This window comes from Nonomuraea sp. NPDC023979, from assembly GCF_040639085.1.
Lineage (GTDB): Bacteria > Actinomycetota > Actinomycetes > Streptosporangiales > Streptosporangiaceae > Nonomuraea > Nonomuraea ceibae.
The window spans coordinates 113,666-137,879 of sequence record NZ_JBEZZG010000027.1; the positions used below are offsets into that span (position 1 = coordinate 113,666).

General features: G+C 72.6%; 23 protein-coding genes. 7 read left to right on the forward strand and 16 right to left on the reverse strand.

Annotated features, from left to right (window positions below; translation table 11 throughout):
- The first annotated feature begins 2 nt into the window (after positions 1–2).
- Entirely contained in the window at positions 3–833 is an 831-nt protein-coding gene (locus tag AB0G11_RS35435) for an NAD(P)H-binding protein (RefSeq protein WP_357591099.1), read from the forward strand.
- Between the two features lie 55 nt (positions 834–888).
- On the opposite strand, the gene AB0G11_RS35440 is transcribed toward AB0G11_RS35435, so the two are convergent.
- The 3 genes from AB0G11_RS35440 to AB0G11_RS35450 all read right to left on the reverse strand — a co-directional run bounded on the left by AB0G11_RS35440 (position 889) and on the right by AB0G11_RS35450 (position 3,755).
- Complete coding sequence (locus AB0G11_RS35440; protein WP_357591101.1) at positions 889–3,120, reverse strand: SulP family inorganic anion transporter; 2,232 nt, start codon at positions 3,118–3,120, stop codon at positions 889–891.
- A 57-nt stretch (positions 3,121–3,177) separates the two neighbouring features.
- Entirely contained in the window at positions 3,178–3,315 is a 138-nt protein-coding gene (locus tag AB0G11_RS35445) for a hypothetical protein (RefSeq protein ID WP_219510134.1), read from the reverse strand.
- A 68-nt stretch (positions 3,316–3,383) separates the two neighbouring features.
- Positions 3,384–3,755 (reverse strand): helix-turn-helix domain-containing protein, encoded by a 372-nt coding sequence (locus AB0G11_RS35450; protein ID WP_357591103.1) that lies wholly within the window; start codon positions 3,753–3,755, stop codon positions 3,384–3,386.
- A 100-nt stretch (positions 3,756–3,855) separates the two neighbouring features.
- Here AB0G11_RS35450 and AB0G11_RS35455 point away from each other — a divergent pair, with 100 nt between their 5' ends.
- Positions 3,856–4,482 (forward strand): NAD(P)H-binding protein, encoded by a 627-nt coding sequence (locus AB0G11_RS35455; RefSeq protein WP_357591105.1) that lies wholly within the window; start codon positions 3,856–3,858, stop codon positions 4,480–4,482.
- Positions 4,483–4,600: 118 nt separating this feature from the next.
- Here AB0G11_RS35455 and AB0G11_RS35460 read toward each other — a convergent pair whose 3' ends face one another.
- The 4 genes from AB0G11_RS35460 to AB0G11_RS35475 form a co-directional block, all read right to left on the reverse strand.
- Complete coding sequence (locus AB0G11_RS35460; RefSeq protein ID WP_357591107.1) at positions 4,601–6,055, reverse strand: non-reducing end alpha-L-arabinofuranosidase family hydrolase; 1,455 nt, start codon at positions 6,053–6,055, stop codon at positions 4,601–4,603.
- 14 nt (positions 6,056–6,069) lie between these two features.
- Positions 6,070–8,079 (reverse strand): RICIN domain-containing protein, encoded by a 2,010-nt coding sequence (locus AB0G11_RS35465; RefSeq protein ID WP_357591109.1) that lies wholly within the window; start codon positions 8,077–8,079, stop codon positions 6,070–6,072.
- Positions 8,076–10,805 (reverse strand): beta-L-arabinofuranosidase domain-containing protein, encoded by a 2,730-nt coding sequence (locus AB0G11_RS35470; protein ID WP_357591111.1) that lies wholly within the window; start codon positions 10,803–10,805, stop codon positions 8,076–8,078. Before AB0G11_RS35470 ends, AB0G11_RS35465 begins: the two co-directional genes overlap by 4 nt.
- A gap of 338 nt (positions 10,806–11,143) precedes the next feature.
- Positions 11,144–12,610, reverse strand: coding sequence for an endo-1,4-beta-xylanase (locus AB0G11_RS35475; protein ID WP_357591113.1), 1,467 nt, complete (start codon positions 12,608–12,610; stop codon positions 11,144–11,146).
- Positions 12,611–12,944: 334 nt separating this feature from the next.
- Here AB0G11_RS35475 and AB0G11_RS35480 point away from each other — a divergent pair, with 334 nt between their 5' ends.
- Positions 12,945–14,249, forward strand: coding sequence for a PHB depolymerase family esterase (locus tag AB0G11_RS35480; protein ID WP_357591114.1), 1,305 nt, complete (start codon positions 12,945–12,947; stop codon positions 14,247–14,249).
- Positions 14,250–14,267: 18 nt separating this feature from the next.
- On the opposite strand, the gene AB0G11_RS35485 is transcribed toward AB0G11_RS35480, so the two are convergent.
- Positions 14,268–14,807 (reverse strand): hypothetical protein, encoded by a 540-nt coding sequence (locus tag AB0G11_RS35485; RefSeq protein ID WP_357591116.1) that lies wholly within the window; start codon positions 14,805–14,807, stop codon positions 14,268–14,270.
- 191 nt (positions 14,808–14,998) lie between these two features.
- Between AB0G11_RS35485 and AB0G11_RS35490 the strand changes: the two genes are divergently transcribed.
- Complete coding sequence (locus AB0G11_RS35490; protein WP_219501905.1) at positions 14,999–15,553, forward strand: hypothetical protein; 555 nt, start codon at positions 14,999–15,001, stop codon at positions 15,551–15,553.
- Positions 15,554–15,843: 290 nt separating this feature from the next.
- On the opposite strand, the gene AB0G11_RS35495 is transcribed toward AB0G11_RS35490, so the two are convergent.
- Entirely contained in the window at positions 15,844–16,347 is a 504-nt protein-coding gene (locus AB0G11_RS35495) for an Lrp/AsnC family transcriptional regulator (RefSeq protein WP_219501903.1), read from the reverse strand.
- A gap of 102 nt (positions 16,348–16,449) precedes the next feature.
- Here AB0G11_RS35495 and AB0G11_RS35500 point away from each other — a divergent pair, with 102 nt between their 5' ends.
- Entirely contained in the window at positions 16,450–17,433 is a 984-nt protein-coding gene (locus AB0G11_RS35500) for a pyridoxal-phosphate dependent enzyme (protein ID WP_219501900.1), read from the forward strand.
- Between the two features lie 10 nt (positions 17,434–17,443).
- On the opposite strand, the gene AB0G11_RS35505 is transcribed toward AB0G11_RS35500, so the two are convergent.
- Entirely contained in the window at positions 17,444–18,316 is an 873-nt protein-coding gene (locus AB0G11_RS35505) for an aldo/keto reductase family oxidoreductase (protein ID WP_357591118.1), read from the reverse strand.
- Between the two features lie 133 nt (positions 18,317–18,449).
- Here AB0G11_RS35505 and AB0G11_RS35510 point away from each other — a divergent pair, with 133 nt between their 5' ends.
- Positions 18,450–18,887 carry a helix-turn-helix domain-containing protein gene (locus tag AB0G11_RS35510; protein WP_219501896.1) on the forward strand — a complete coding sequence of 146 codons (438 nt, stop codon included), beginning with the start codon at positions 18,450–18,452 and terminating at the stop codon, positions 18,885–18,887.
- Here the strand turns inward: AB0G11_RS35510 and AB0G11_RS35515 are convergent.
- From AB0G11_RS35515 to AB0G11_RS35535, 5 genes are all read right to left on the reverse strand, one after another.
- Positions 18,863–20,374: a serine hydrolase domain-containing protein gene (locus AB0G11_RS35515; RefSeq protein WP_357591119.1), complete on the reverse strand. Its 1,512-nt coding sequence runs from the start codon at positions 20,372–20,374 to the stop codon at positions 18,863–18,865. The genes AB0G11_RS35510 and AB0G11_RS35515 overlap by 25 nt on opposite strands.
- A gap of 195 nt (positions 20,375–20,569) precedes the next feature.
- Positions 20,570–21,214, reverse strand: coding sequence for a response regulator transcription factor (locus tag AB0G11_RS35520; protein WP_357591121.1), 645 nt, complete (start codon positions 21,212–21,214; stop codon positions 20,570–20,572).
- A complete protein-coding gene (locus AB0G11_RS35525; protein ID WP_357591123.1) occupies positions 21,205–22,320 on the reverse strand; it encodes a histidine kinase in 1,116 nt (371 codons plus the stop codon). The genes AB0G11_RS35520 and AB0G11_RS35525 overlap by 10 nt, the downstream gene beginning before the upstream one ends.
- Before the next feature lie 75 nt (positions 22,321–22,395).
- A complete protein-coding gene (locus AB0G11_RS35530; protein ID WP_357591124.1) occupies positions 22,396–22,818 on the reverse strand; it encodes an SRPBCC domain-containing protein in 423 nt (140 codons plus the stop codon).
- A complete protein-coding gene (locus AB0G11_RS35535; RefSeq protein WP_357591125.1) occupies positions 22,815–23,153 on the reverse strand; it encodes a metalloregulator ArsR/SmtB family transcription factor in 339 nt (112 codons plus the stop codon). Before AB0G11_RS35535 ends, AB0G11_RS35530 begins: the two co-directional genes overlap by 4 nt.
- Positions 23,154–23,231: 78 nt before the next feature.
- On the opposite strand from AB0G11_RS35535, the gene AB0G11_RS35540 reads away from it, so the two are divergent.
- Positions 23,232–23,702, forward strand: a complete 471-nt coding sequence (locus AB0G11_RS35540) for a DUF1579 family protein (RefSeq protein ID WP_357591126.1) — start codon at positions 23,232–23,234, stop codon at positions 23,700–23,702.
- A 370-nt stretch (positions 23,703–24,072) separates the two neighbouring features.
- Here the strand turns inward: AB0G11_RS35540 and AB0G11_RS35545 are convergent.
- Positions 24,073–24,214, reverse strand: a 142-nt coding sequence (locus tag AB0G11_RS35545; protein WP_357591129.1) for a glycosyl hydrolase family 18 protein, incomplete at its 5' end; no start/stop codon positions are given.

Genomic DNA, 24,214 nt, shown 5'->3' on the forward strand with positions numbered 1-24,214 from the left:
GCATGTCCGTTTCACCCATTCTCGTGATCGGCGCCCGGGGCAAGACCGGCCGCCGTGTCGCCGCCCGGCTCGACCGGCTCGGCCTTCCCGTCCGCGCGGCCTCCCGCTCCGGCAGTCCCGCCTTCGACCTCGCCGACCGTGACACCTGGCGGCCCGCGCTGGCCGGGGCGGGCGCGGTCTACCTCGTCCCGATGCACGAGTCCGTCCCGGTCGCCACCGTGGCGGAGTTCGCCGGCGCGGCGGCGGAGAGCGGCGTCCGCCGGGTCGTGCTGCTGTCGGCGCGCGGCCCGGCCGGCGCGGCCGGGTCGTACCAGGAGCCGGTCGAACGCGCCGTGCGCGCGACGGGCCTGGAGTGGACGATCCTGCGCCCGGCCTGGTTCGCGCAGAACTTCAGCGAGGACCTGTTCCTGGAGCCGATCCTGGCCGGGGAGCTGGCGCTGCCGACCGGCGAGGGGCGCGAGGCGTTCGTCGACGCCGGCGACATCGCCGACGTCGCGGCCGCCGCGCTCACCGGCGACGGCCACGCGGGCGAGATCTACGAGCTGTCCGGGCCGGAGGCGCTGTCGTTCCGCACCGCCGTCGAGCTGATCGCCGAGGCCGCCGGGCGGGAGATCCGCTACACGCCCCTGGAGCCGGCCGGGTTCACCGCCGCGCTGACCGGCCAGGGGCTGCCGGCCGAGGCCGCCGACCTGGTGACCGAACTCCTCGTCCGGATCCGCGACGGCGCCGGTGAGCACGTCAGCGACGGCGTACGGCGCGCGCTCGGCCGCGAACCGCGCTCCTTCGCCGCGTACGTCAAGGAGGCCGCCCAGGCGGGAGCCTGGAGCGCCTGACCCCGCCGCGACCGGAAGGTCACCGCGCCGGGCGCGGCACGGTGACCTCCTGCGGTCAGCCCTGGCTGGGCTCGGGCACCGAGGGCGCCGAGGGGGCCGGGGACGACGAAGGATCGGACGGCGCGGGCGGCACCACGTGCACCCGCGCCGAGGCGATGTCGAAGTAGAGCCCCACCAGCTCCAGCTGCCCCGCTTCGACCCGCTCGGCGATGCCGCGGTAGGTCCGCAGGTTCTCCAGCTGCTGCTGGATGTTCAGCCGGCAGAGCCTGTCGAGCGTGTCGCCGGGCGGCGGCTCGCCGTCGCCCGGCGGGCCGAGTCTGGCCAGGCTCGGATCGCCGTGCCGCAGCCAGCGGTCCAGCTCCGGCAGGTCGGGCCGGTCGCGCTGGCCGGTGAGCAGCGCCACCATCGCCGCGCAGCCGGAGTGCCCGCACACCGTGATCGTCCGCACGTCCAGGACGCGGGTGGCGTACTCGATGGCCGCCGCCACCGAGTTGTCGCCCAGGTCCGAGCCCGCGCGCGGCACCAGGTTGCCCAGGTTGCGCACGGTGAACAGGTCGCCGGGGCCGCTGGAGGTGATCAGGCTGGGCACCACCCGCGAGTCGGCGCAGGTGATGAACAGGTGCGTCGGCTGCTGGGCGCGGGCCAGCTCGGTGAAGATGGACCGCATCAGCGGCGCCCGGTGCTGGTGGAACTCGTCGGCCCCCTGCGTGAGCCGGCACTGCCCGGCCGCCGCGACGGCCGGGAGGCGGCGGTGGTGCGCCCACGGCAGCCACCAGTGGTGGGCCGCCCGGGGCGGGCTCTTGGCCGGGAACATGCGGGCCCCGCTGGCCGCCATCGTGTACCACTCGTCGTGGAGCTCGTCGATGGTGATCGTGCCGCCGAGCCGTTCGTGGTCCAGCCGCCAGGAGTGCAGCGCCTCGAAGGCGGCGTAGTCCATGAAGTCGATGTTCAGGTCCAGCTCCACGGCGGTGCCGGCCGGGATGGCGCGCAGCTCCTGCGTCAGGCGCGGCACACCGAGGAAGGTGAGCGAGCCGGAGATCGTCGCGTGCAGGCGGCCGTCCGGCGCGGGCCGCTTGTCCACGGTCACGCGGGTGAGCCGCCGCAGCGCCAGCAGCGCCGCCAGGCCGAGCCCGGCGACGACGCCCTCGGCCAGCCCGACGCCGACCACGACGAGCATGGTCACCAGGTAGACGGGCACCTCGTTGTGGCCGTGCACCTTCCTGATGTGGCCCAGGCTGATCGTCCGGATGCCGATGAAGACGAGCAGCGCCGCCAGCGCCTCCATGGGGATGAGCTTGATGGTCCAGCCCAGGCAGAGCGCGAAGAGCAGCACCCAGACGCCGTGCAGGACGGCGGACCAGCGGCTGCGCGCGCCCGCGCGCACGTTCGTCGTGCTGCGCACGATCACCCCGGCCACCGGGAGGCCGCCGAGCAGGCCGCTGACGACGTTCGCCGCGCCCTGGCCGGACAGCTCCCTGTCGAGGTCGGCGCGCGGGCCGGTGTGCGTGGCGTCGGTGGCCACGCAGCACAGCAGCGACTCGGCCCCGGCCAGCAGGGCGACCAGGAGCACCCCGACCGCGACGAGCTGCCACTCGCCCTGCGGGATCTGCGGCGGCTGCCACGCGGTGACGGCGCCGGTGAGGTCGATGCGGGTGACGTCCCAGCCGAACGCCCACGCCGTGCCCGCGGCCACGAGCAGCGCCGCCAGCGGCGCCGGGACCGCCCGGACGTGCTTGGGCGCGCGGCCCCAGAGCAGCAGCACGGTGATGGTGAGCACGCCCACCATGACCTTGTGGCCGTGCGCGTCGATGATCTGGCCGGGCAGCTCGACCAGGTTGGCCCAGGTGGAGTGCTGCGGGTCGCCGCCCAGCACGACGCGGAGCTGCGCCACGGCGATGATGATGCCGACGCCGGTCAGCATGCCGTGCACGACGGCGGGGGAGACGGCCAGCGCGGCGCGCGCCGCCTTGAACGCCCCCAGGACGAGCTGGAGCAGCCCGGCGAGGATGGTGATGAAGCAGGTGGCGCGCCAGCCGTAGGTCTGCACCAGCCCGGCGATCACCAGCGTGAGGCTCGCCGTCGGCCCGCTCACCTGGACGGCCGATCCGCCGAGCCAGCCGGCGACGATCCCGCCCGCCGCGGCGGCGATCAGGCCGGAGGCGAGCGGCGCCCCGGCCGCCATGGCGACGCCGAGCGAAAGGGGCACGGCGACGAGGAACACCACCAGTGATGCCGGAACATCATGTCTGAGAGTAGTTATCCAACTACTCAGAGTAATGGTTTTCATGCCGCAAACCTTAGGGGAGCGACACCTCCGCACGACAGGGGGCGAATCCGGCGACGTTCAGTCGAGCCCGGCGGTCTGGAGCAGGATCGCGATCGCGGCGATGGACAGGACGACGGCGATCAGCAGGACGACGGCCGCGGCGGTCATCGCGCGCCGCCATCCGTCGCCGCCGGGCAAGCCCTTGAACCGAGCCACGGCAGCGACGCTACCAGCCGGTCCGGTCACGCTCGGTGATAATCGCAACCGGCGAGCCGCCGGCGGGGTCACGGGGCCGGGTGCCGCTCCCGGGCGTCGAGCAGCTCGTCCCAGTGCTCGGCCGCCCACGCGCACGCGGCGTACAGCGGCTCCAGCATGCTCCGCCCCAGCGGCGTCAGCGCGTACTCCACCGCCGGCCTCGGCCCCTCGTGCACGGTGCGCGAGACGAACCCGTCCCGCTCCAGCCCGCGCAGCGACTGCGTGAGCACCTTCGGGGTGACGCGGTGCAGCGGCACGCGCAGCTCGGAGAAGCGGCGCGGGCCGTCCTCCAGGCAGCGCATGACCAGGGCCGCCCACTTGTCGCCGAACCGGAACGGCAGCAGCGAGGACGGGCACAGCTCGTCGAACATGTCCCGGGGCAGCGGTCGGCGATGCGTCACGGTCTCTCCCGCCTGTCGGCCGGTTGCGCGGTATCCAGAAGGTAACCGCGGCTGCGGCTACCTTTCCCGGAGCATCCACGCAACGGGAGGTATTCCGGCCATGAGCAAGTACGTGATCTTCGGGGCGGGCGGCAGGGCGGGCAGGCAGGCGGTCGCCGAGGCGCGCGGGCGCGGGCACCAGGTCACCGCGGTCGTCCGCGACCCGTCCCGCTACACCGGCCCGGCGGACGACGGCGTACGCGTCGCCGCCGGGGACGTCACCGACGCGGCGGCCGTCGCCGCCCTCGCGGCCGGTCACGACCACGCGGTCAACACGACCGCGGCGCTCGGCTCCGGCACGTTCTTCACCGACGCCGCGCACGCCCTGGCCGCCGGCCTGCGCGAGGCCGGGCTGGACAGGCTCGTCACGGCCGGGCTCGCCTCGCTGCTGCACGGCGCCGACGGGGTCCGGCTGCTGGACGCGCCCGCGTTCCCGGCCGAGTTCCGGCCGTTCTGCCTGGCCCACGCCGCCGGGCTGGAGGCGCTGCGGGCCGAGGCCGGCCCGCTGGACTGGGTGTACGTCAGCCCGGCCGGCGACTTCGACCACGAGGGGCGGCGCACCGGCGGCTACGAGATCCGCGACCACGGCGACCCGGCGGCGCGCATGTCGTACGCGGACTTCGCCATCGCCCTGCTGGACGAGGCCGAGAACCCGCGCCACCACCGGGTCCACCTGGCCGTGACCTGATACCCGATCACGGCCCGGCGGGCGGTGCGGTGCTCTCGCGGACGGCTCCGTGGCCACGGCGGCGGTCCAGCCAGAGGGCGAGGGCGGGCCCGGACCGTGCCGGGCCCGCCGGATCGGCTCAGCGCTGCAGGGTCAGCAGGCCGGGCCGGTAGGGCAGCAGGCCGTAGTCGCCGCCGGAGTTCGGGCTGCGCCCCTGGTAGAGGAGCTGCAGGTTGCACGGGTCGACGGTCATGGTCTGGTCGGGGCTGGTGCGGATCAGCTCGCCGTGGCTGATGTCGTTGGTCCAGGTGGCGCCGCTGTTGGCCTTGCCGGCGAACGGGTTGGCCTCGGTGGCGGCCTGCGGCGTCCACGAGCCGCCCAGGCTGGTGGCCGTGAACGAGCGGAAGTAGCGCCCCTGCGCGCCGATCGCCTCGACGATCATCAGGTAGCGGTTCTGGCCCTGGAGCTTGTACACCTGGACGGCCTCGAACAGGTTGTTCGTCGTGTCGCTCATGATCACGGTCGAGTTCGTGCCGAAGCTGCCCGGGAAGTTCCCGATGGGCATGCTGGCCCGGTAGATCTTGCCGTTGTCCCCGGCGAAGAACAGGTACATGTTCGTGCCGTCACCGATGAGCGTCTGGTCGATGGGGCCGGTCCCGGAGCCGCTGATGCTGCCGGAGAAGAGCACCTGCTGCGCCGACCAGCCGTTCGGGTTCGCCGGGTCGTTCGACGTCCGGTACGAGAACGCGGTCCCGCCCCACTGGTAGGCGAGCACCCACACGTTCTTCGGGGCGAAGTAGAAGAGGGTGGGCGCGACCGTCGAGGCGGACATCGCGTTCTGGCTGGCCGAGGCCATCTCGGACCAGTTGCCGAAGAGGCCGAAGTTCATCGATCCCCACCGGGTGCCCGTGTCGTGCGTGGTCGCGTAGACGAGGTGCCTGCCGTTGTAGGGGGCGACGGTGAAGTCCTTGAGCGAGACCCAGCCGGCCTTCGGCGTCGCCAGCGGGCCGGTCGAGCTCCACCGGTACGTCGACGGAAGGTCGCACGGTCCCGGGTTACCGCCGCCGTCGACGCGGACGAGCTGCCATTGCTGGTTGGCGCCGCCCCAGTCGTCGTACTGGACGATGTTGGCGCCGTCGGCGGTGGAGGCTCCTTGGACTTCGAGGGCTTTGCCGCTGTGGCGGGAGATGAGGCGGACGTGCCCGTCGGGGCTGTCGGCCAGGCGCCATTGCTGGTTGGTGCCGTTGTGGTCGGTCCACTGGACGATGGCGGCGCTGTTGGCGGTGGACCAGTTGTAGACGTCCAGGACCTTGCCGGAGTGGCGGGACTTGAGCCGGTAGTAGCCGCCGCCTGAGTCGACGAACTGCCATTGCTGCTGGTTCTGGTCGTTGCGCGCCCATTGGGTGATGCGGCCGCCGTCGGCCGTGGAGAGGTTGTACACGTCCAGCGCCTTGCCGCTGTTGCGGTTGACGAGCACGTACCAGGCATTGGTGTCGACCGTCGCCGCATGGGCGGCCTGGGTCTGCAGGGCGGCGAACAGGCTCGCCAGCATGACGGCGACCGTCGCCAGGACGGTCAGGAATCTGCGTTTCACGGCTGTGCCTTTCGTCAGGGGGTGGTGAGGTCGAAGCGGCGCACGGTCACCGCGCCGCCGAGGGACTGCGTGGCGTAGTTGAAGATCCCGAAGCGGTAGCCCATGAAGAACTGCCAGGCGTTGTTCAGCGTGAAGGCCGGGCCGAGGCTCGTGAACGTGCTGCCGTCGGTGCTGTAGGAGAAGCGGGCCTGCCTGCCGGAGCCCGGCCGGATGTCGGCGCTGACCCGCAGCCAGATCCGGCCGCTCGGAACGGCCGCGCTCGCCGCCTCGGCGCCCGTGCCGGTGGTCTGCCACGAGCTGTTCATGGTCAGCCCGTCGGTCATCACGACCCGGCTGACGCCGTTGTCGCGTTTGACGCCGATCCACGCCGACCGGTCGCGCAGCATGGCCAGTCCGGCGCGGTCGCCGTTCGCCATCTGCGTGTGGTCGAGCTCGATCGTCGCCGTCGACGACGGGCCCTGGATGCGGTGGGTCAGCGTGTTGCGCGCGTTGTAGAGGTCGTTCGTGACGGTCGCGGTCCGCAGCCGCAGGCCGTCACCGGTGGTGAAGCGGCTGGTGTCGGGGTTGTGGTTCCACTCCCAGCGGTGCCCGAGGGCGGGCGAGGTGAAGGCGTCCGGGCCGATCATGGGGGCCACGGTGCGGCTGGTCTGGATGTTCGGCTTCGGGTACGTGACTCCCCAGCGGCCGTCGACGGTCCGCACGGCCGGCCAGTCGCCGCTCCAGGTGATCGGCGCGAGCGCGGGCATGCGCCCGCCGGGGTAGGCGTCGACGAACGCCATGTAGTACCAGTCGCCGTTCTGCGTCTGGACGAGCCCGCCCTGGTGGGGGACGCCGCCGCCGGAGATGGGGCCGGGCAGGTCGAGCAGGACCTGGCGCATCTCGTACGGGCCCCACGGCGAGGTGGAGCGGAGCACGTACTGGCCGTTGGCGGGCCGGGTCAGCCAGATGTAGTAGTAGCCGTTGCGCTTGTAGAAGCGGGCGCCCTCCAGGGTGCCGACGCTGCTCGGGGTCTGGAACACCTGCTGCGCCCGCACCTGGCCGAGCCCGTCGGGCGTGAGCTGGGCGACGCTGATGGTCCCGTTGCCGTACGCGACGTACATGGTGTCGTCGGTGTCGACCAGCAGGCCGGCGTCGTAGTAGCAGTTGTCGATCCGCGAGCGCTTGGTCCACGTGCCGTCCACGGCGGAGGCGGTGTAGACGTAGGTGCGGCCGAACTCGACGCAGCCGATCCAGTAGAAGGTGCCGGTGCTGGGCCGGTAGTTCAGGGTCGAGGCCCAGATGCCCTTCACGTACGCCCGGCCGCCGTTGAGGTCGTAGGCGCCGGAGTCGAAGTCGAGCCTCGGGACCGAGTGGCCGGCGTACTCCCAGTCGACCAGGTTGTAGGAGCGCAGGATCGGCGCGCCCGGCGAGTAGTGCATCGTCGAGGCGGAGTAGTAGTAGGCGTCGCCGACCCGGATGATGTCGCCGTCGGCGAAGTCCTGCCAGACGACCGGGTTGGTGTAGCCGCCGCCGCCGTCGACGCGGACGAGCTGCCATTGCTGGTTGGCGCCGCCCCAGTCGTCGTACTGGACGATGTTGGCGCCGTCGGTGGTGGAGGCGCCTTGGACTTCGAGGGCTTTGCCGCTGTGGCGGGAGATGAGGCGGACGTGCCCGTCGGGGCTGTCGGCCAGGCGCCATTGCTGGTTGGTGCCGTTGTGGTCGGTCCACTGGACGATGGCGGCGCTGTTGGCGGTGGACCAGTTGTAGACGTCCAGGACCTTGCCGGAGTGGCGGGACTTGAGCCGGTAGTAGCCGCCGCCTGAGTCGACGAACTGCCATTGCTGCTGGTTCTGGTCGTTGCGCGCCCATTGGGTGATGCGGCCGCCGTCGGCCGTGGAGAGGTTGTACACGTCCAGCGCCTTGCCGCTGTTGCGGTTGACGAGCACGTACCAGGCATTGGTGTCGACCGTGGCGGCCGACGCCTGAGGGGTCAGGAACACGCCCACGACGAGCAGGGACGACAGGATGGAGAGCACGCGCCTCACAGGAACCTCCAGAGGATGTCGTTCGCGCCGCCGTCGTCGGCGAGCACCACCTGCGCGCCCTGCGACGTGCCGGCCAGGCCGAGGACGCGGCCGCCGTTGGCGCACTGGATCCGGAACGTCACCCCCGGCCCGTGGCGCAGCCGCCAGCGGTGGTCGGCGGTGCCGTTGTCGGCCCACTGCACGACGCGCGACCCGGCGGCGGTGCCCATGTTCTCCACGCCCAGCACCTTCTGGCTGTGGGAGTTGCGCAGCCGCAGGTAGCCGCCGCTGTCGACGACCGCCGTCCACAGGTGGTCGGCGGTGCCGGTGTCGCCCCACTGGACGACGAGCGCGCCGTCGGCCGTGGACATGCCGGTGACGCCCAGCACCATCCCGGTCCCCACGTTCTGGATGCGCCGCGCGCCGTTCGGCACGAACCGCCACAGGTTGTCCGGGCTGCCGTTGTCGGAGTCCTGGACCACCTGCGCGCCGTTGGCCGTCGAGCCGTTCCGTACGCCGAGCAGCTTGCCGCTGTGCGCGTTGCGGATCTTGACGGAGCCGTCGCCCGTGTCGCCGACCGTCCAGCGGTGGTCGGCGGTGCCCGTGTCGCCCCACTGGAGCACCCGCGCGTCGTCGGCCGTCGACATGTTCTCGACGCCGAGCACCTTGCCGCTGTGCGCGTTGCGGAAGCGCACCGCGTTGCCGTCGGCGATCGGGACCCAGTCGTGGTCGGCGGTGCCGTTGTCCGTCCACTGGAGGGCCAGGCCGCCGTCGGCGGTGGACATGTTCTGGATGCCCAGGGCCAGCCCGCTGGCCGCGTTGATCAGCCGGAAGCTCGCCGCGCCGCTCCCGCCCGGGCCGCCGGTGTTCCAGTACACGACGTAGTTGTGGCCGTGCGCGTCGTGGAAGGGCCCCAGCCGCACCTGCGCCCCGTTGGCCGTGGCCGTGAAGGTCAGGGAGGAGGCGCTGGTCCGGGTGACCGACGACGGGGTGAGCGTGGGGGCCGACGACAGGGCGGTGTTGCCGTAGTCGCCCGACAGCACGACCGGGCCGTAGGTGACGGCCTGCACCCGGGGGTCGTCGGCGGCGGCCCTCATGATCACGCGCATCGGCAGCCGCACGGTCACGGTGTCGCCCGGGGCCCACGACCGGGTGAGGGCGGCGTAGCTGCCCGGCGTCGTGGCGATGTCCTGCCGGACCCCGTTGACGCTGACCGTCGCGCCCTGCGTCCAGCCCGGGATGCGCACGCGCATCGTCCACGAGCCGCTCACGTTGCCGGTGACCTGCAAGGACGTGGTGTCGCCGACCGGGTAGGAGGTCGTCTGGGTGACCGTGATGCCGCGCCGTGCCCAGTCGAGCGTGGAGGGCACGAACAGGTTCACGAACAGCGTGGTGCCGTCGTGGAAGTAGATCGAGTCCATCAGCTTGGTGTTGGTCTCGATCCCGGTGCCCTGGCAGCACCAGAACGAGTTGTAGTCCGTGCTCCAGGTGCCTCCGCCCCAGGCCGGGCCGACACCCCGCCGCCCGCCGGGGTTCAGCGGCGTGAAGTACGTGACGTGCCCGTGCGGGTTCGCCGGGTCCTGCTGCCCGATCAGATGGTTGAGCAGGGCGTTCTCGTAGTAGTCGAAGTAGTCGGCCCGCGTCGGCGACAGCAGCCACAGCTCCCGGGTCAGCTTGAGCATGTTGTACGTGTTGCACGCCTCCCCGGTGTCCCTGGTCAGGTGCGCGGCGATCGCGTCGGGGGCGCGGAAGTGCTCGGCCTGGCTGTTGGAGCCGTTCACGTACGTGTGCGCGCCGACGGTGATGGACCAGGCGTTGGCGGCGATGTCGCGGTAGCGGGTCGTGCCCGTCGCCTTGTACTCCCGGGCCGCGCCGATCCACTTGGGCACCTGCGTGTTGGCGTGCAGCCCGTTGAGCCGGTCCTGGCCCGAGGCCAGCGGGTCGAACACCGCCGCGTGGTCGAAGCGCCGGGCCGTGGTCAGCCAGCGGGCGTCGCCGGTCATCTGGTACAGGTCCGTGAGCACGGCGTTCATGCCGCCGAACTCGGTGCCGAGCATCGCCTGCATCTGGCTCTGGCTCAGCCGCGACGTGCGGGCGTCCACCCATCCGGCCAGCGCCAGCAGCACGGTCCTGGCCTGGGTGTTGCCGATCAGCCGCCAGGCGTCCAGCAGCCCGGCCAGCGTCTTGTGGATGCAGTAGTACGGCACGTTGCCGTTGTTCAGCGTGCGGTTCTCCACGGCGGTGATGTCCGACTCGGGGAAGCCGGACAGATAGCCGGCGGTGAACCCGGCGGCGGCGTTGTTCGCCTGGCATCGGGCCAGCTCGGCCACCATGTGGTCGGCCTTGTCCCGGCAGGTGGTGTCGCCGAGCACGGCATACGCCTGCGCCCAGGCCGTCAGGAAGTGGCCCTGCATGTGGGAGCGGAACGGGAAGCCGGGCGCGTCCCAGCCGCCGTTGGCCGCCGCGCCGCCGGTGGACAGCCGGTGGTTGGCCCGGAAGACGTACAGGAGCCGGTCGACGTCGACGAAGCGCAGGTAGGCCAGGGTGCGGTTCTGGTTGTCCAGCCAGCGGCCGGAGGTCAGCCGGACCTGGCCGAGGTCGAACTCGTAGGCCGAGACGCCGATGTCGGGCCTGGCCCAGGGGAGGGCGGCGGCGAGCGCGGGGGAGGCGCCGGCCGCCTGGCCGGCGACCGTGAACGCGGCGGTCGCGCCCGCGGCCTGGAGGAGCTGACGACGGCTCAAGGACATGCGGTGCTCCTTGGGGGGAGGGGGAGTGTTAGCGTTAACATTTCGCCGGCCGGATCTGCGTCGTTCTCTTCCTCGGGGTGTTGCCGGGGAGTACATACGACAGTCCGGCCCGCCGTCAACGGCGGGCCTCCCCCGGCGGCGCGGCCGATGCCGCCCGGACGGCTTCCCTGCTGCGCTTTCGCGCCGGGAAGAGATCACGCGGCCCCGCCCGCCGCCGTGAAAGTTTCACGGCGGCGGCCTGGGGCCGGCCCGTCAACGTGCGGGAGATCGCGCGTCGACGTGCCGCCCCGGGTTCCCCTTCCCCTCCACCCCGAGGGAGGGGGAACCCGGAGGGGCGATCAGGGCGAGACGGAGCCCGCGTTGTACGTCCACTTCTGGTTGCTGCCGCCCCAGCAGGTGTAGAGCTGCAGCCCGGTCCCGTTCGCGGTGCCGTTGCCGACGGCGTCCAGGCACAGCCCGGACTGCACGCCCACGATCGAGCCGTCGGAGTTGACGCGCCACTTCTGGTTGTCGCCGCCCCAGCAGGAGTAGATCTGGATCCTGGCGCCGTTGCCCGAGCCCCCGGCGTCCAGGCACTTGTTGCCGTAGACCCGCAGCTCCCCGGCCGAGGTCCGCGTCCACTGCTGGTTGGTCTGCCCGTTGCAGTCCCACAGCTGCACCGCGGTGCCGTCGGCGGTCGAGGCGCTGGGCACGTCCACGCAGCGGCCGGAGGCGACACCCTTGAGCTGGCCCTCGTCACCGCCCGGTGGCGGCGTCGTCGTGCTGCCGCCGTTCAGCGCGTTGAGCACCGCGGTGTAGGCGGGCTTCTTGTTGCCGTTGCCGTCGAACAGCAGCGGGGTGTCGCCCGAGCGCCAGGAGTCGATGTCGCGCACGCCCCACACCGTGATGCCGACGCAGCGCGGCACGGCCAGGCAGTCCTGGGTCACGGCGGCGTACGTGGCGGCCGAGGCGCCCTGGATGTCCAGCTCGGTGATGGCCACGTCGACGCCGAGCGCCGCGAAGCTCTGCAGCGTGGTGCGGAAGTTGCTGTTGTACGGGCTGCCGCTGTTGAAGTGCGCCTGGAAGCCCACGCAGTCGATGGGCACGCCCCGCGTCTTGAAGTCCCTGACCATGTTGTAGACGCCCTGCGTCTTGGCCCAGGTCCAGTTCTCGATGTTGTAGTCGTTGTAGCAGAGCTTGGCCGCCGGGTCGGCGGTGCGCGCGGTGCGGAAGGCGACCTCGATCCAGTCGTTGCCGGTGCGCTGGAGGTTGGAGTCGCGCCGGCCGCCGGAGTTGCCGTCGGCGTAGGCCTCGTTGACCACGTCCCAGGAGTAGATCTTGCCCTTGTAGTGGGCCATGACGCCGTTGATGTGGTTGATCATCGCCTGGCGCAGCGTGCTGCCGGACAGGTTCTGCATCCACTGCGGCTGCTGCGAGTGCCAGGCCAGGGTGTGCCCGCGGACCCGCTTGCCGTTCTGGACGGCCCAGTTGTAGACGCGGTCGCCCTGGGTGAAGTTGAACTGACCCCGCTGCGGCTCGGTGGCGTCGATCTTCATCTCGTTCTCGGCCGTCACCATGTCGAACTCGCGCGCCGCGATCGAGGTGTAGGCGGCCTCGCCGAGCTTGCTCGAGGTGATGGCGGTGCCGAAATAGCGGCCGCTCTGGGCGGCGGCGGCGCCCAGCGTGCTCTCCGCGGCGCTCGCGGGCAGCGCCGACGTCAGCGCGGCGACCAGGCCGACGGCGCCGATCGCGCCGGTGATCAGCGCCCGGCGGCGCCCGCTTCGCGGTGGCCGGGCGGTGGGTGGGGAAACGGCGTTGACGCTCATTGCCTGAACCTCCATGAAGCGGATCACGAGCTGGAGATCGTCCTGGGGGCTCAGTGTGGGAAGCGTCCCGAAACTTGTCAAGATATGACTGAAAACTTTCGGTGGGGTGCTGCTGTGCCTGCCAGGTGGTCCTGCGTTCGCGCGCCTAAAAGTTTCGCCCGGCGATGCGGCGGCGGGGCGCCGGCATGAAAGTTTCATCGTGCCGCGCGGCCCTATGGCCCGATATCGCGAGGTCGGCGCGGGGGAGGGGGTGCCGCGCCGATGCGGGCCCGCTTGACAGCGCCCGCGACTCCGTGTCTGTTAGCGCTAACACCCCCCTGAGAGAGGCGGAAGCATGGGACCAGCACCCCCCGCGAGAGCCCGTACCAGGAAGTACGCCGCTCTGGCGGCTCTGATCACCTTCCTGTCCGTGTTCCTCACGGCCCCGCCGCAGGCGGCGGCGGCCTCCCTGACCGAGGTGACCGGCTTCGGCCCCAACCCGGGCGGCCTGCGGATGTACGTCTACGTCCCCGACCGGCTGGCGCCCAGGCCGGGCGTCCTGGTGGCGATGCACGGCTGCAACGGCTGGGCCCCCGCCTTCCACCAGGGGACCGAGTTCGCCTCACTCGCGGACCGGCACGGCTTCGTCGTCATCTACCCGCAGGCCAACAAGAGCGCCAACGGCCTGTCGAACTGCTTCGACGTGTGGTCGGACGCCGCCCTGCGCCACGGCGGCGGCAGCGACCCGGTGTCGATCGTCTCCATGACGAACCACGTCCTGCAACGCTACGACGGCGACCCGCAGCGGGTGTTCGCCACCGGCTTCTCCTCCGGGGCGATGGAGACCGTCAACCTGCTCGCCACCTACCCGGACGTCTTCAAGGCGGGCGCGCCGTTCGCGGGCGTCCCGTACGGGTGCCTCGGCCCCGCCGGATGCGCCGACAGGACGCCGCAGCAGTGGAGCGACATGGTGAGGAACGCCTACCCCGGCTACACGGGGCCCCGGCCGCGCTTGATGACCTGGCACGGCACGCAGGACTCCGTCCTGCCCTACACGATGCTGCAGGAGCAGGTCGACCAGTGGACCGGAGTGCACGGGATCAGCACCACCCCCGTCACCACCGACAGCCCGCAGCCCGGCTGGACCCGGCGGGTCTTCGGCTCCGGGCAGGTCGAGGCGTACACCGTCACCGGAGCCGGCCACGACCTGCCGCACGCCGGGATGGCCGCGCACGCCGTCCGCTTCTTCGGCCTGGACGGCGGCACGCCCGGCGACGGCGCCGGGCAGATCAGGGGGACGGGCTCCGGACGCTGCCTGGACGTGCCCGGCGCCGCCACCGCCGACGGCACCGCCGTGCAGCTGTGGGACTGCAACGGCCGCGCCAACCAGCAGTGGGCCGCCACCGCCGCCGGCGAGATCAAGGTCTACGGCGCCAAGTGCCTCGACGCGGCAGGCACCGGCAACGGCGCCGCCATCCAGATCTACTCCTGCTGGGGCGGCGACAACCAGAAGTGGCGCGTCAACTCCGACGGCTCGATCGTGGGCGTGCAGTCCGGGCTGTGCCTGGACGCCGTCGGCCGGGGCACCGCCAACGGCACCCGCCTCCAGCTCTACGCCTGCCACGGCGGCGACAACCAGAAGTGGACCTGGACGAGGTGACCAGCTCAGGCGACCGGCTCAGGTGATGGTGAGCGTCGTCACCCCGTTCGCCCCGGTGAGCCCGGTGGTGAGGCACTTCAGCAGGTCCGGCTGGACGAGCGTGACGGTCTGCACGGCTGACCGGCCCTGGAACCGGCCCTGGACGACAGGGCCGGTGAACGTGGTGATCACCTGACCGGCCACGGCGGTGCTGCTCCCGGCGCCGTCGATGGCGCTGCTGTCGCCGGTGTTCCACTCGACGACCCGTACCGCCTCGAAGCCGTCGAGGAGGTCGTTGCACCCGGCGAAGATCGTGAACCGCTCCCCGTACGTCCCGCTCGTGACCTGGCCCGCGCCGTCGAGGCAGGAGCTGAAGTTCCCGCTCACCGTCACCTCGATGTCCCGCGGCGTGAAGGTCACCCCCGGGCTGTACGTGACGGTCTCGGTGCCCTGGCACTGCGCGGGCGCCGCAGCCTGGGCGGGACCGGCGGCCGGGACGGCCACGCTGAAGGCGGCGACGGCCGCGACGGAGATCAGGGCGCGCACGCCTCGGCGCGGCCGAGAGGAACGAGAGGTCACCGGGCACTCCCAAGGACGGAATCATCGGACGTACCAAGACATGACAGCTTCATCCTCGGTACGCCGCTATGCCCGCGATGGTGGCAGAATCGTACCTTGTCGACACGCTCCGTGACCTCTACTGTCCTGGGTGGGGGTCCGGGAGAACCGGCTCCCAGCGCCTGTTCCGCCTCGTCGCGAAAGGGACGCCCATGCGCACCGGAGCCACCTCAGCCAGGACCGCGGTCTGCGGCGCCGTCCTCGCGCTGCTCTGCCCCCTGGGCATGGCGTACGCCGCACCGGCGCACGCCATCGGCCAGGACGTCCTCTGCTCGATCGACGGCACCAACACCCTGACCTTCTCGCCCAAGCTGCGCCTGACCGAGCAGAACGTGACCATGACCGGCACCGGCACCTACCCGACCTGCGTGTCCAGCGACCCGGACATCACCTCGGGCACGTCGACGATCTCCGGGCAGGGCAGCCTCGGCTGCCTGTCCGGCGCCATGCCCGCGACCGAGGTCGTGACCTGGAACACCGGCGAGACCTCGACCATCAGCTACACCGTCACGCTCAACGTGGTCGCGGGCCAGTCGGTCTTCGCCGTCGTCGGCGCCGTCACCGCGGGCAAGTTCGCCGGCGACACCGTGACCTCCGAGGGCGTCACCCTGGAGGACCCCATCACGCCGCTCCTCGACTGCCTGGCTCCCGGCTACGGCGGCAGCACCGGCGCGACCATCCTCACCCTCACCGACCTCCAGCCCTGAGCGCCGGTCCCGGCCTCACGTCCCGCCGTGGGACGCGGCCGAGAGCTCCTGCCACTCGTCCCAGGTCCTGAGCCGGTCGGCGCAGACCTGCTGGATCATCGGGTGGATGCCCACCCCGAAGATCACCCGCAGGGGCGGCCCTGGTCCACGACCCCGACCTCACCTACCTGGCCGTACGCGACATGGGCGCCCTGCCGTACGCCCTGGTGTGGCGCACCAAGGCGGAGAGCGGCCCCATCCGCGCCCTCGCCAGGACCGTCCGCGACCTCGGCCCGCTGCGGACGGGCGACCTATGACCGCCCGTCCTGGGGCAGGGCGGGCAGGGGGAGGGTCAGGCCGGTCTTGACGGTGTCGAAGACGACCAGCGTCTCGTAGCGCTGGACGTTGTCGTCCGCCTTGAACAGGCGGTCGCCGAGCCGGCCGCAGTCGCGGGTGCTCCGCGCGGCCAGGACGACCACGTAGTCCCACGGTCCGGCGACCCGGTAGCACTGCTGGACCTGCGGGTCGGCGCGCATCCGGCCCGCGAAGGCGCGGTGGTGCTCGAACGACTCCCTGGCCAGGGTCACCAGGACCGTGGCCAGGACGGTGGGGCCGAAGAGGTGCGGGTCGAGGACGGCGACCTGCCGGGTGATGAGGCCGTCCCTGCGGTAGCGGGCGATCCGCCGCTGGACGGCGCTGGGCGAGAGCCCGACCTGTTCGCCGAGCTCGTGCAGGGTGCGCCCGGAGTCGTGCTGGAGCAGGTCCAGCAGGTGGGCGTCGATCTCGTCCAGGCGGGGCGGCGGCGGTTCGGGCATGCAAGATTATTGCGTCGCGGGGCGAGAATCCTCAATCGGTTCGATCGGGAGTTCGGCTAACGTCGGCCGGGTTCCCGAAACTACCGAGGAAGGGCGGCGCGCGTGGATCTGGACGTGGCGCGGATCGAGAAGGCCGTGCGGGTGATCGATCCGGTGTTCCTGGACACGCCGCAGTATCTCGACGAGCAGCTGTGCCGGGCGCTGGGCGGCCGGGCGGTGACCGTCAAGGTGGAGACGGCCAACCCGGTGCGCAGCTTCAAGGGCCGGGGCGCCGATCTGATGCTGAGCACCCTCGCCCCCGGCACGCCGGTGGTGTGCGCCAGCTCGGGCAACTTCGGGCAGGCCGTCGCCTACGCCGGGCGGGCCCGGGGGATGCCGGTCGAGGTGTTCGTGCCCGAGACGGTCAACCCCGGCAAACGTGAACGGATGGAAGCGTTCGGCGCCCGCGTCATCGCGGCCGGGCCGGACGGCTCGTCCGCGCGGGAGGCCGCGGCCGCCTACGCCGCGGACCACCCTGACCGCTTCTACGCGCAGGACGGCTCGCAGGCGGCGATCGCCGAGGGAGCCGGGACGATCGGGGTCGAGCTGACCCGGCCCCGGCCGGGTGGCGCGGGGCGCCCGGTGTACGACGCCGTCGTGCTCCCGGTCGGCGACGGCGCGCTGATCAACGGCGTGGGACGGTGGATGAAGGAGCACGCTCCCGGCACCCGGATCGTCGGCGTCAACGCCGAGGGCGCGCCCTCGATGCTGGAGAGCCTGCGCGCCGGCCGCCCGGTCCGCGTCGAACACGCCCGCACCTTCGCCGACGGGATCGCGGTGAGCCTCCCGCTGGAAGCCTCGGTGCGGCGGGCCCGCGCCCTGGTGGACGAGATCGTCCTGGTGAGCGACGAGGCCATCGCCGCGGCCGTGGAGCTGGCGGCGCGCACGCTGGGCATCCTCCTGGAACCGGCGGGCGCGGCCGGCCTGGCCGCGATCGCCCAGGGCCTGGTCGCCGGCGACCGGCCGGCGACCGTGCTGACCGGCGCCAACCCCCGCCCCGAGCAGGTCCGGGAGCTCGCGGCCCGGCTGGCGCGCTCCTCCTGCTGAAGGGGGCCGGTCAGCGGCTGATGCCGTCCAGCTCGGCCAGGTCCTCCTCCGAGAGGGACAGGCCCGCGCCGGCGACGTTCTCACGCAGGTGGGCCGTCGACGAGGTGCCGGGGATGAGCAGGATGTTCGGTGACCGCCGCAGCAGCCAGGCCAGCGCGACGGACATCGGCGCCGCCCCCGCGCGGGCGGCGACCGCCGAGAGCGCCGACGACTGGAGCGGGGTGAAGCCCCCGAGCGGGAAGAAGGGCACGTACGCGACGCCGTCGGCGGCGAGCCGGTCGATGAGCGCGTCGTCGCCGCGGTGGGCGAGGTTGTACATGTTCTGCACGCACACGATCGGCGCGATGCTCCGCGCCTCCGCGACCTGCTCCGCCGTGGCGTTGCTGACGCCGAGGTGACGGATCAGGCCCTGCCGCTGAAGGTCGGCCAGCGTCCCGAACGCCTCGGCGAGCGAGCCGGGCCGCGGACCCTCGGCGTCGCCGAGCCGGAGGTTGACCAGGTCGAGCACGTCGAGCCCCAGGGACTCCAGGTTCTCGTGGACCTGGCGGCGCAGGTCCTCCGGCCGCCGGGCCGGAGGCCAGCCGCCCTGCTCGTCGCGGGTCGCGCCCACCTTGGTGGCGATGCGCAGCGACTCGGGATACGGGTGCAGCGCCTCGCGGATCAGCTCGTTGGTGACGCGCGGCCCGTACGCGTCGCTGGTGTCGATGTGGGTGATGCCGAGGTCGACCGCCTCGCGCAGCACGGCCAGGGCGCCGTCGCGGTCGGCGGGCGGCCCCATGACCCACGGGCCGGCCAGTTGCATGGCGCCGTACCCGAACCGGGTGACGGTCAGGTCGCCCAGGGTCCAGGTGCCGCCGGGAAGAGTGCGAGCCGGGGTGCTCATGTCATCGCCTTTCGTCATGCCGTCAGGAGGTGGCGTCCGCCGCCTCCTTGCATCAGCATTGGAGAGAAGCTTCCTTTCCGGAAGTAGGCACTCTGAAGTGCGTAACTCGCCCAGCGGTGAGAGGTGCGAAGCGGTGACGACGATGAAGGCGGCCCAGAAGAGGGCCCAGGCCAAGGTGGAGTACAACGCGTTCCTGGCGGAGTGCCCCAGCCGGCGGCTGCTCGACCGGATCTCGGACAAGTGGGTCGTCCTGATCCTGTGCGCGCTGGGCGGCGACAGCGGCGCTGACGAGGGCGGTGCGGCTCCGCAGGCGATGCGTTACTCCGAGATCTCCCGTCTGCTGGCCGGGGTCAGCCAGAAGATGCTGACCCAGACGCTGCGGGCGCTGGAGCGCGACGGGCTGCTCGTCCGCACCGTGACGCCGACCGTCCCCGTCACCGTCACCTACGAGCTGACCGACCTCGGCCTCTCGCTCCACCGCATGGCGCGCGGGCTCAGGGGCTGGGCGCAGTCGCACATGGGGGAGGTCCTCGCCAACCGCGAGACCTACGACGCCCGCGCCTCTGGCTGAGCACGGCCGGGCGGCGAGCCTCCGTGGCCCGCGCCGCCCTGCCGCAGGAGTGCGCGGATGCGGGCGGCCAGGACCAGGAGCCCGGTCGCGGCGGTCAGGCCGGCCGTGGCGAGAAGGGTCGGCCAGATGTGCGACAGCAGGACGAAGGTGACGTCACGGCCGCCGGTGACCAGCTCCAGGAGGCGCGGCAGGAAGACGAACCCCGGCAACGGCAGCAGATAGGGCACCAGCCGGAGCGCCGTCCGCCACCGCGCGGCGCCGGCGCGGCGCCGCGCCCAGAGCCGCGCCCGGCGGGCCTTGACCGCCCCGGCCGCCGCGACCGACAGCGCCGCGGCGAGGGCGGTCAGGTCGGCGACGAAGGCCAGCGGCAGCGGGGCGCCCGCGCCGGACGAGCCCCGGGTCCGGGCGATCAGGTCCTCCATGACGGCCTCGACGTCGGCCTCCAGCGGCATCCGGCTGTTGGACATCAGCGCGATGCCGTACCCGGTGTCGGGCAGCAGCACCATGGTCGCCGTCGAGGTGAACGACGATCCGGGGTGCGTGATCTGCCGGGGGCCGCCGTAGGTGTCGGGATTGTCCCAGCCGAGGGCGTAGCGCCCGTCGGGCGCGCTGGGCCGGCGCAGCTCCCGCAGCCCGCGCCGGGACAGGACCGCGCTCGTCGCGTCCCGGGTGTGCAGGGCCAGCCACCGGGCGAGGTCGTCGGCCGTGGTGACGACGCCGGCCGAGCCGGCCACGAACCGGTCGGGCTCGGTGCGCGGCCACGTGAGGCCGAGGAAGCGGTTGTGCCCGTCCACGAGCCCCGGCACCGGGTACCGCCAGTTGCCGACGGTCACGGTCGAGGTCATCCGCAACGGGGTGAACACCCGCCGGTCGAGTTGGTCGGCGAAGGGCACCCCGCTCACCACCTCCACCAGCCGCGCGGCCACCCAGTAGTTGGGGTTGTGGTAGTCGTGCCGCACGCCCGGCGCGGCGGCCAGCCGGGCGTGGCGCAGGTCCGCCACCGCCTGACGGAGTGAGTCCGGCTGGGGGAGCGTGGCCTCCGGGTACGTGGTGTCCGACATGCCGGAGCTGTGGTCGAGCAGGTGACGGACGGTGATCCGCCCGGCTCTCAGGTCGGCCAGGGCGAACTCCGGCAGATGGCGCATCACGGGATCGTCGAGGCCGAGGCGACCGGCCTCGGCCAGCTGCATCACCGCCAGGGCGGTGAACGACTTCGACAGCGACGCGATCCGCATCGGCGTACGGCTCGTGACCGGCTCGCCTCGCGCGTCGTGCCCGTACCCGCCGGTGTGCAGGACGCGGCCGTCCTTGACGAGCGCCACCGCGACGCCGGGCAGGCGGGCCGGGCCGAGGTTGGCCCGCACCACGCCGGCGATCGCGGCCGGGTCCGGTCGCGGCGGCGCCGCCGAAGCGGGGGAGGCCGCCGGGCCGAGGCAGACCACGGCCGCGGCCGCACCGCTCACGAGCCGCCTGGTCAACACGTTCATACGCACTCCATAGGAAAAGGGCAGGCTTCATCGGAAAAGGGGGAGGCTCCGCCGGAAGGGGCAGGCTCCATCGGAAGGGGCAGGCTCCGCCGGAAGGGGCAGGCTCCGCCGGAAGGGGCAGGCTCCGCCGGAAAGGGCAGGACGAGGGGACCGGCCGCGGCTCGCAGGGCCGCCCGGTCGTCGGGTCAGGAGGGGTTACTCGTTCAGGAAGCGCACGATGGCCAGGACCCGCCGGTTGTAGCCGTCGGCGTGCGCGAGGCCGAGCTTGTCGAAGATGGCGTTGGCGTGCTTCTCCACCGCGCTGCGCGAGACGTGCAGTCGGGCGGCGATCGACTCGTTGGTGTGCCCCTGCGCCATCCGGGCCAGCACCTCGTGCTCGCGCGGGGTGAGCCGGGCCAGGGCCACGGTGTCGCGGGCGCGGTTGAGCAGCCGCCGGACGACCTCCGGGTCGAACGCCGTGCCGCCGTCCGCCACCCGCCGCAGCGCCTCCAGGAAGTCGCCGACCTCGGCCACCCGGTCCTTCAGCAGGTAGCCGGCCCCGCGCGCGTCGCCGTCGAGGAGCTGGGCGGCGTAGCGGGTGTCGACGTACTGCGACAGCACCAGCACGCCGATCCCCGGATGCCGCCGCCGGACGGCGAGCGCGGCCCGCAGACCCTCGCTGGTGTACGTGGGCGGCATGCGGACGTCGGCGATGACCACCTCCGGCCGATGCTCGTCACACGCGGCGACCAGCGCCTCGCCGTCGCCGACGGCCGCCACGACCTCGTGGCCGTCCTCGCCCAGCAGCCGGGTCAGCCCCTCACGCAGCAGCGTGTTGTCCTCGGCCAGCACTACGCGCACGGCAGCTCCGCCCGCAGCGTCGTCGGCCCGCCCACGGGGCTGTCGAGCTCGAACCGGCCGTCGTGGGCCGCCACCCGCCGGGCCAGGCCCGACAGCCCGCGCCCGTCGGCCCGCGCGCCGCCGACGCCGTCGTCGGCGACCCGGACCAGCAGGACGCCGCCGGACCGGCTGACTCCGACCTCGACGCGCCCGGCCCGGCTGTGCTTGAGCGCGTTCGTCACCGCCTCGCACACCACGAAGTAGGCGGCCGTCTCCACGGCCGGGCCGGGCCGTACCGGCAGGTCGAGGTCGAGGACGATCGGCACGCTCGACCCTTCGGCCAGCGACTCCAGCGCCGCCGGCAGGCCGCCGTCGTCCAGAGCCACCGGGTAGATCCGCCAGGCCACCTCCCGCAGCTCCTCCAGCGCGCGGCGGGACTCCTCCCGCGCCTGGCGGAACAGCGGGGCCGCGGCGCCCGGGTCCCCGAGGCGCTCGGCGCGGCCGAGCAGCATGCCCAGCGCCACCAGCCGCTGCTGCACGCCGTCGTGCAGGTCCCGTTCGATCCTCCGCCGCTCGTCGTCGACGGCCTCCAGGACCTCCGTCCGCGTCCGCGACAACTGCTGGACGCGGCTGCGCAGCATCTCCCTGTCGCTGGGCGCCAGGCCCCACTCCGCCAGCCGCCGCTCCAGCGCCGCCAGGCCGATCAGCGCCTGCGCCGCCAGGAACAGGACGAGGAGCCCGAACGCCGTCCAGGTGATCGGGTCGTACCAGCTCATCCCGGCCCGCGTGCCCGAGCCGCCGGACAGCGCCCGCCGGCTCACCACCACCCACACCCCGACCAGCACCAGCACCGCGCCGCCGAGCCCGCCCACCACGGCGTGCGCCGCCACGTACGCGAGCGAGCGTCCCCCGGCCGGCCCCGGCGGTATCGCGCCGCCCAGGCAGCGGTTGACCCGGACCCGATCGGTCTCGGCCAGCCACCGGGTGCCGCGGACCGACCACGGCCGGGTCGCCGGCAGGGCCAGCATCGGCACCGCGACGACGACCCACGCCAGCTCGACCACGGCCGTCACCGCCCCGAGCACCAGCCCGGCCATGCCGCGCGCCGCCCCCCGTACCACGTCCATGCTCATGACTCTAGGGAGCCGGCCGGCGATGCCGCATTGAAGGTTTCCGCACAGCCGGCCTTCCGCCACCCGCCGTCAGTCCGTGGCCGTGGCCGCGGCCTCGCCGAGGCGGGGCAGCAGGTGCGCCCAGCCGCCGCCGGTCTCCTCCTCCAGCGGGGCGGGCAGGCCGCTGTGGCGCAGGGTGAGCGTGGTGCCGTCACCGTCGGGGGTCAGGGTGACCTCGACCCGGGAGGCGCCGGGGCCGAGGCCGGGCGCTCCCGGCGTGGGCTCCCAGCCGAAGGTGAAGACCAGCCGTTCGTACGGGACGAGCTCCACGAACTGGCCGCGCATCACCGGGCGCGGGCCCTCGTGCATCGCCACCCGCAGCGTGCCGCCGGGGCGGGCGTCCAGCTCGGCCGTCCCCCACCAGCGCGCCAGGCGGGCCGGGTCCGTGAAGAACCGCCACACCGTCTCGGGACGCGCCCGGATGTGCAACGTCTGCTCGATCGTCCTGGTCACAGTGATCCCTTCGCGTCGTGCTCGCCGGTGTCCGCGCGCTCTTCCCGTTCGGCCTCGCGCTGGAGGCGGCCGAGCGAGGTGGACCACATCGACTCCAGGAACGTCACCGCCTCGGCCAGCCCTTCGGGGCGCAGCCGGTAGAAGCGCCGGTTGCCGGCGCGGCGCACGTCGACCAGACCGGCCGCCGCCAGCGTCCGCAGGTGCTGGGAGACCGCCGGGCGGCTGATCTCCGGGAAGCGCCCGGCGATCTCGCCCGCCGGCACCTCGCGGTCCCGTACGAGGACGAGGATGGCGCGGCGCGTCGGATCCGCCACCGCCCGCAGGGCATCGTCCATGCGTTTGCGCACCCTCCGAGAGCTGTGTAAGTGTTTAAGCAACAGCTTACATACTGGCGCAGTGAGAGGGACACGCCCATGACGGAAGCCGGCAACACCCATGCCCCGCCCCCGGAGAACCGCCGCCTGAACGCCCTGGCCGGCCGTTGGCGCTCCCAGGGGCGGACCGTCGCCACCCCGTCCGAGCCGGCGACCCACATCACCGGCTCGGACACCTACGAGTGGCTGGCGGGCGAGCACTTCCTCGTCCACCGCGTGGACGTGCGCGTGAACGGCGAGCCCGTCGAGGTCATCGAGATGATCGGCCCCTACGACCCGGCGAGCCGCACCTATCCCGCGCGCTCCTTCGACAACCACGGCGTCTTCGCCACCATGTGGGCGAGTGTCGACGACGACGGCGTCTGGACGTTCGCGGGGGAGACGGAGCGGGCGACGCTGACGATCGCCGAGGACGGCGCCTCCATGTCCGCCACCTGGGAGCGCACCGACGACGGCTCGGCCTGGCGGCACTGGATGGACATGACCTTCACCAAGGACCCCGCCGCCTGACGGGTCCCGGAGCTAGGGGACCCTGATGAAGAACGCGTCCTTGTGGGCGGCCGCCGAGCTGAACGTCAGGAACGGATGCGGCCTGGTCTCTCCGGGGGATCGGGCACGTAGAAGATGGAGCCCCGCCTGGCCGTGCCGTTGTACCAGGAGGGCTGGTGGCCGGGTGGCGTGCGCCTGCACCGCCTCGACCACGAACTCGGCGACCTGCCGTGAGTGGGCGGCCGCGCTCGTACTCGCCGGGGTTCGACCTGCGGACGCCACGCCTTCGGGCGATCGCGCAGCCGCGGGAACGCATGGGCCGTGGCGACTCTCCCTGACCGCGGCCGGAAGGCGCGATCAGGGAGAGTCACAAGATCTTGGCCAAGTGCATCTAGCGCAGGACCCTGTACAAGGCGGAGGTGAGGGAGGCCTTGGCGTCGTCGCCGTCGATGGACCACATCATGTAGCCGCCCAGCTTCTTGTGCCGGATGTAGGCGGCCTTCTGCAGCATCACCGTCGGGTCGTCGTACGTC